At 31.9% G+C, this 7,431-nt stretch carries 6 protein-coding genes; 5 read left to right on the top strand and 1 reads right to left on the bottom strand.

Annotated features, from left to right (window positions below; all coding sequences use genetic code 11):
• Positions 1 to 83: 83 nt before the first annotated feature.
• On the bottom strand, positions 84 to 335 hold the full coding sequence (gene rpsT / locus AC1RRU_RS06340) for a 30S ribosomal protein S20 (protein WP_011275628.1): 252 nt from the start codon (positions 333 to 335) through the stop codon (positions 84 to 86).
• Positions 336 to 671: 336 nt separating this feature from the next.
• On the opposite strand from rpsT, the gene lepA reads away from it, so the two are divergent.
• From lepA to dnaK, 5 genes are all read left to right on the top strand, one after another.
• Positions 672 to 2,495: a translation elongation factor 4 gene (lepA, locus tag AC1RRU_RS06335; RefSeq protein WP_011275629.1), complete on the top strand. Its 1,824-nt coding sequence runs from the start codon at positions 672 to 674 to the stop codon at positions 2,493 to 2,495.
• A gap of 132 nt (positions 2,496 to 2,627) precedes the next feature.
• Positions 2,628 to 3,749, top strand: a complete 1,122-nt coding sequence (hemW, locus tag AC1RRU_RS06330; RefSeq protein WP_011275630.1) for a radical SAM family heme chaperone HemW — start codon at positions 2,628 to 2,630, stop codon at positions 3,747 to 3,749.
• A 101-nt stretch (positions 3,750 to 3,850) separates the two neighbouring features.
• A complete protein-coding gene (hrcA, locus tag AC1RRU_RS06325) occupies positions 3,851 to 4,828 on the top strand; it encodes a heat-inducible transcriptional repressor HrcA (RefSeq protein ID WP_011275631.1) in 978 nt (325 codons plus the stop codon).
• A 31-nt stretch (positions 4,829 to 4,859) separates the two neighbouring features.
• Complete coding sequence (grpE, locus tag AC1RRU_RS06320) at positions 4,860 to 5,486, top strand: nucleotide exchange factor GrpE (protein WP_011275632.1); 627 nt, start codon at positions 4,860 to 4,862, stop codon at positions 5,484 to 5,486.
• A 50-nt stretch (positions 5,487 to 5,536) separates the two neighbouring features.
• Positions 5,537 to 7,372 (top strand): molecular chaperone DnaK, encoded by a 1,836-nt coding sequence (gene dnaK, locus AC1RRU_RS06315; RefSeq protein ID WP_011275633.1) that lies wholly within the window; start codon positions 5,537 to 5,539, stop codon positions 7,370 to 7,372.
• The last annotated feature ends 59 nt before the right edge of the window (positions 7,373 to 7,431 follow it).

The following is a 7,431-nucleotide window of genomic DNA, read 5'->3' as shown; positions in this document are numbered from 1 at the left end:
AAAAGACAATTTCTATATTATTTCAATAGAAATTGTCTTTTTTTCACTTATCCAAGAACTTTATGTCCCGGACTCTTAACAAATTATTTACTTGAAGACATTAATTGTGATTTAATGCGATCAGCTTTATTTGAATGAATTAAGTTACTTTGTGAAGCTTTATCAACTGATTTGATAGCGAAGTTAACTAATTCAGCTTTGTTATCAGCATTATTGTTGATTGCTGTTTTAGCATTTTTCACAGCAGTACGCATAGCGTTTTTTTGTGAAATATTACGAGCTTCAGCGTTTTCAGTTGTTCTAACACGTTTAATAGCAGATTTAATATTTGGCATTACTGTCACCTCCTAAAAGTGATCTTAAGCATATCAAATTTTATTTTGATTACAACAAGAAATATTTTATCAAAACATACATATTTGTGCAATCATTAATTAAGTATAGTGTAATTAAAATCTGAATTAAATCATAATTAGTGTTGGAATGCACTCTTTAACACTTTATAATTAGTATGTAATCTAAATGAAAAAGTAATGTAAGTAATGAATTATTAAGCTTATGCTCAAATTTTTAATAGCACAATTAAGTTTGCAATTAAGCATTAAAAACGTTATTATATCAAAGATGTATACATATACGGGCTAATTTTATGAAAGCGAGAATGATAGGCTATGGATATGCAAGAACGCTATAACAGAAGAGAAAATATACGAAATTTTTCTATTATTGCTCATATTGATCATGGTAAATCAACATTAGCAGATAGAATTTTAGAAAATACTAAATCTGTAGAAACAAGAGAAATGCAAGATCAATTATTAGATTCAATGGATCTTGAAAGAGAACGTGGCATCACAATTAAATTAAATGCCGTGCGATTAAAATATGAAGCAAATGATGGTCAAACATATACATTTCATTTAATTGATACACCAGGGCATGTAGACTTTTCATACGAGGTTTCACGATCTTTAGCAGCATGTGAGGGTGCAATATTAGTGGTGGATGCAGCACAAGGTATTGAAGCACAAACATTAGCAAACGTATACTTAGCACTTGATAATGATCTAGAATTATTACCTGTTGTAAATAAAATTGATTTACCTGCAGCTGAACCTGAAAGAGTAAAACAAGAATTAGAAGATGTAATTGGTTTAAATCAAGACGATGTAGTACTGGCAAGTGCAAAGTCAAATATTGGTATTGAAGATATTTTAGAGAAAATTGTAGAAGTTGTCCCACCACCTGAAGGTGACCCTAGTGAACCATTGAAAGCATTAATTTTTGATTCAGAATACGACCCTTATAGAGGTGTTATTTCATCAATACGTGTGATGGAAGGCGTTGTTAAAGCTGGTGATAAAATTAAAATGATGGCTACAGGTAAAGAATTTGAAGTTAGTGAAGTAGGCATTAATACTCCTAAACAACTACCTATAGAAGAACTAACTGTAGGTGATGTAGGGTATATTATTGCAAGCATCAAAAATGTTGATGACTCACGTGTGGGTGATACAATTACTCATGCTAATAGACCAGCTGAAGCACCATTAAAAGGTTATAAAAAAATGAACCCAATGGTATATTGTGGTTTGTTCCCAATTGAAAATAAAGACTATAATGATTTAAGAGAAGCGCTTGAAAAATTACAATTAAATGACGCTTCATTAGAATTTGAACCAGAATCTTCTCAGGCTCTTGGTTTTGGTTTTAGAACAGGTTTCTTAGGAATGCTTCACATGGAAATCATTCAAGAAAGAATTGAAAGAGAATTTGGTATTGAATTGATTGCTACCGCGCCATCAGTAATTTATCAATGTATTATGAAGGATGGATCAGAGGTTACAGTAGATAATCCGGCTCAAATGCCAGAAAGAGATAAGATTGACTCAATTTATGAACCATATGTGAAAGCTACAATGATGGTTCCAAATGATTACGTTGGAGCAGTTATGGAGTTATGCCAACGTAAACGTGGACAATTTATTAATATGGATTATTTAGATGATATTAGAGTTAATATCGTATACGAGATACCACTTTCTGAAGTTGTTTTTGATTTCTTTGATCAACTTAAATCCAACACTAAAGGTTACGCTTCATTTGATTATGAATTTATTGAAAATAAAGAAAGTAACTTAGTGAAAATGGACATCCTACTTAATGGGGATAAAGTTGATGCTTTAAGCTTTATTGTCCATAAAGACTTTGCATACGAACGTGGAAAAGCATTAGTTGAAAAATTAAAAACGCTTATACCACGTCAACAATTTGAAGTACCTGTACAAGCAGCTATTGGCCAAAAAATTGTTGCAAGAACAAACATCAAATCAATGGGTAAAAATGTATTATCTAAATGTTATGGTGGGGATATTAGCCGTAAACGTAAGTTACTTGAAAAACAAAAAGCAGGTAAGGCTAAAATGAAAGCCGTTGGTAGTGTTGAAATTCCTCAAGATGCTTTCCTAGCTGTACTAAAAATGGATGATGAATAGAACATAAAAGAGGTCGAGACGAATATAAATTGGTAGATATCATAACAATAATGAATATTATTGATAAAGAAGCTACTAACTTATATTACAAAGTCTCAATCTCTTTTTTAAGTTATAAAAAGGGGTGTAACATTGGAAGTTAAAAGTGCGTACATACACATACCTTTTTGTGTGAGAATTTGTACTTATTGTGATTTCAATAAATATTTTATTGATAAACAGCCAGTAGATGAATACATTGCTGCCTTAATAAAAGAAATGTCATTTAGTAAAACAAAACAACTAGAGACAATGTACGTTGGAGGAGGCACACCCACTGCACTAAGTGAAATGCAATTAGAACGTTTATTACAAGCGATAAATTCAAAATTCTCGATAAATGGCGAATTTAGTTTTGAAGCAAATCCAGATGAACTTACTTTAAATAAAGTTAAGTTACTTAAACAGTATGGTGTTAATCGAATTTCAATGGGTGTGCAAACGTTTAAACCTGAGTTATTAAAAATATTAGGACGAACGCATAACACTCAAGATATCTATAATGCAGTAAATAATGCTAGGAAAGCTGGTATTAATTCAATAAGTCTTGATTTAATGTACCATTTACCTGAACAAACGATAGATGATTTTGCAGATAGTTTAAACCAAGCAATTAATATGGATATTGACCATATTTCAAGTTACGGTTTAATACTTGAACCAAAGACACAGTTTTATAATATGTATCGTAAAGGGAAATTGAAATTACCGAATGAAGACTTAGGCGCTGAAATGTACCAATACCTAATGAAAACATTAAATCAAACCGACTTTAAACAATATGAAATTTCCAACTTTGCTAAAACTAATCATGAATCCGATCATAATAAAGTGTATTGGTTTAATGAGGAATATTACGGATTCGGAGCAGGTGCAAGTGGATATGTTGAAGGTGAACGCTATACAAATTTAAATCCAGTTCGCCACTATATTGATGCTATTAATAATGGAAAACGACCTGTTTTAACCTCTAGTTGTCCAACCTTGAACGAAAAGATGGAAGAAGAAATGTTTTTAGGCTTGAGAATGAATCAAGGAGTCAATCGTGAACGTTTCAAGTTAAAATTTGGTCAAACATTAGATGACATATTTGGAGAAACAATATATGATTTGAAATCAAAACAACTTTTGATTGAAACGGACGGAAACATATCACTTACTGAAAGAGGAAAGGTTATAGGCAACGAAGTATTTGAAGCTTTCTTATTAAATTAATAAAAAATCCAAAAAGTAAAGCTTTAACGTTGACTTACTTTGACCAATTTGATAAATTATAATTAGCACTTAGGACAAAAGAGTGCTAATGAGGTGAAAACATGATTACACAAAGACAATTAAGCATTTTAAATGCAATTGTTGAAGATTATGTTGATTTAGGACAACCTATAGGTTCTAAAGCTTTAATTGATAGACATCATTTAGATGTCAGTCCTGCAACAATAAGGAATGAGATGAAGCAACTTGAAGATTTGAACTTTTTAGAGAAGACGCATTCTTCTTCAGGGCGTTCACCTTCCGAAGAAGGGTTTAGACTTTATGTCGATCAATTGTTAAAACAAACCTCTCGTCAAAACAAAAATAAAATACAACGTTTAAATCAACTATTAATTGAGAATCACTATGATATTTCTTCAGCATTAAGTTACTTTGCAAATGAGTTATCAATGAAATCTCATTATGCAACATTAGTTGTTCGTCCAAAACATAGTGAAGAAATGATTAATAATGTTCATTTAATTAAGGCAAATGATTCAATCATGATTTTAGTAATTATTTATAATTCTGGTCATGTTGAGCATTTTCACTTGAATTCTGCACTTGAGTTATCATCCGATAGATTAATCGCCATTTCTAATTTTATTAGTAATAATAATATAGAAATAAGCGCTAAACTATCAGATAAAATTCGTTCTTTCGCCAACTCAAATGAAGAAAATCAATTCATTAATGACATTGTTAAGATGATAAATTCTCATATTAGCAAACAAAGTAATAGCATTTTCTTAGGTGGAAAGGTTAAACTAATTGATGCGTTAAATGAATCTAATGTTTCGTCAATTCAACCAATTTTGCAATATCTAGAATCTGAAAGAATCACTGAATTACTACAGACAATTTCAACTAATGATATTAACGTTAAGATTGGAAAAGAGATTGATGAAAGCCTTAGTGATATATCGATTGTAACGAGTCAATATCACTTCGACAATTCATTGAAAGGTCAAATTGCGGTTATTGGACCTACAGCAATGCGTTATCAGAATGTGATTCAATTACTTAACCAAATATGGTGATTTTAATTGTAATTATATTGGAGGGTAAAAAATGACAGAAAAAGATGAATCAGTAAAAAGTAATTCTGAATATACTGAAGAACAAGAAGTAAAGAATGAAGACACATCAACAGTTGAAAATGTTGAAGATACTACTTCTGATAGTGATAATTCATCTAACGACAGTTCGAACGAAGAAAGTTCTGAAGAAACTGCAGTTGATCCTAAAGATGAAGAAATTCAGCAATTACAATTAAAAGCTAATGAAAATGAAGAAAAATATTTAAGATTATATGCTGAATTCGAAAATTATAAAAGACGAATTCAGAAAGAAAATGAAACAAATAAAACTTATCAATCTCAACGTGTTTTAACGGATATTTTACCAACGATTGATAATATTGAACGCGCACTACAAATTGAAGGTGATGATGAATCATTTAAATCACTTCAAAAAGGTGTTCAAATGGTACACGAAAGTTTACTAAGAGCACTTAAAGATAATGGTTTAGAAGAAATTGAATCTGAAGGTCAAGCTTTTGACCCTAACTTCCACCAGGCTGTTGTTCAAGATGATAATCCAGATTTCAAATCTGGTGATATTACTCAAGAACTACAAAAAGGTTATAAGTTAAAAGATAGAGTATTGAGACCATCTATGGTAAAAGTAAATCAATAAATTGACGAAAAATACCATATATTAAATTTTAAAATTGGAGGAATTTTATTATGAGTAAAGTAATCGGTATTGACTTAGGAACAACAAATTCATGTGTAGCTGTTTTAGAAGGCGATGAACCTAAAGTAATTCAAAACCCAGAAGGTGCTAGAACAACTCCATCAGTTGTGGCATTCAAAAATGGTGAAACACAAGTCGGTGAAGTAGCAAAACGACAAGCTATCACTAACCCAAATACTGTACAATCAATAAAACGTCATATGGGTACTGACTATAAAGTAGATATTGAAGGTAAATCTTATACACCTCAAGAAATTTCAGCTATGGTATTACAAAACCTTAAAAACACTGCTGAAAGTTATTTAGGTGACAAAGTAGATAAAGCTGTTATTACAGTTCCTGCATATTTCAATGATGCTGAACGTCAAGCAACTAAAGATGCTGGTAAAATTGCTGGTTTAGAAGTTGAGCGTATTATCAACGAACCTACTGCAGCTGCATTAGCATACGGTTTAGATAAAACTGATCAAGATCAAAAAGTATTAGTATTCGACTTAGGTGGCGGTACTTTTGACGTATCAATTCTTGAATTAGGTGACGGTGTATTCGAAGTACTATCAACTGCAGGTGACAACAAACTTGGTGGTGATGACTTTGACCAAGTAATTATTGACTACTTAGTATCAGAATTCAAAAAAGAAAATGGCGTAGATTTATCTCAAGATAAAATGGCGTTACAACGTTTAAAAGACGCTGCAGAAAAAGCTAAAAAAGACTTATCTGGCGTTTCACAAACTCAAATTTCATTACCATTTATTTCAGCTGGTGAAAGTGGTCCATTACACTTAGAAATTAGTCTTACTCGTTCTAAATTTGAAGAATTAGCTGATTCATTAATCAGAAGAACTATGGAACCAACTCGTCAAGCATTAAAAGACGCTGGTTTATCAACTTCTGAAATTGACGAAGTTATTCTTGTAGGTGGTTCAACACGTATCCCAGCAGTTCAAGAAGCTGTTAAAAAAGAAATTGGTAAAGATCCTCATAAAGGTGTAAACCCAGATGAAGTAGTAGCAATGGGTGCTGCAATTCAAGGTGGCGTTATCACTGGTGATGTTAAAGATGTTGTGTTATTAGACGTAACACCATTATCATTAGGTATTGAAATTATGGGTGGACGTATGAATACGTTGATCGAACGCAATACTACAATCCCAACTTCAAAATCTCAAGTTTATTCAACTGCAGCTGACAATCAACCAGCAGTGGATATTCACGTATTGCAAGGTGAACGTCCAATGGCATCTGATAACAAAACTTTAGGAAGATTCCAATTAACTGACATTCCACCGGCTCCACGTGGTGTGCCACAAATCGAAGTAACATTTGATATTGATAAAAATGGTATCGTAAATGTTACTGCGAAAGACTTAGGTACTAATAAAGAACAAAATATTACTATTCAATCAAGCTCTGCGCTTTCTGATGAAGAAATCGATCGTATGGTTAAAGATGCCGAAGAAAACGCTGAAGCAGATAAAAAACGTCGTGAAGAAGTAGATTTAAGAAATGAAGCAGATAGCTTAGTATTCCAAGTTGAAAAAACAATTACTGACCTTGGCGACAATATTAGTGAAGAAGATAAATCTAATGCGGAAAGCAAAAAAGATGCTTTAAAATCTGCGCTTGAAGGACAAGACATCGAAGATATTAAAGCGAAAAAAGAAGAACTTGAAAAAGTAATTCAAGATTTATCAGCAAAAGTATATCAACAAGCTCAACAAGCTCAGCAACAAGCACAAGACGGTGCTCAACAAACTCAAAACGATAGCAATGTTGAAGATGCTGAATTTAAAGAAGTTAATGATGATGAAGATAAAAAATAATTGCTAACCGTTTGTAAAGTATGCTTTAATTAGCAAACTATTATGAATGTAAGCCAAAA

The organism is Staphylococcus sp. GW821-FHT11H10, from assembly GCF_058807855.1.
Note: the sequence above shows the minus strand (reverse complement) of the source record. Positions and strands in the feature narration are given on the sequence as shown.

Coding starts and splice junctions, on each gene's coding strand:
- hrcA (WP_011275631.1), top strand. CDS start 3,851: ATGATTACACAAAGACAATTAAGCATTTTAAATGCAATTGTTGAAGAT.
- rpsT (WP_011275628.1), bottom strand. CDS start 335: ATGCCAAATATTAAATCTGCTATTAAACGTGTTAGAACAACTGAAAAC.
- grpE (WP_011275632.1), top strand. CDS start 4,860: ATGACAGAAAAAGATGAATCAGTAAAAAGTAATTCTGAATATACTGAA.
- lepA (WP_011275629.1), top strand. CDS start 672: ATGGATATGCAAGAACGCTATAACAGAAGAGAAAATATACGAAATTTT.
- dnaK (WP_011275633.1), top strand. CDS start 5,537: ATGAGTAAAGTAATCGGTATTGACTTAGGAACAACAAATTCATGTGTA.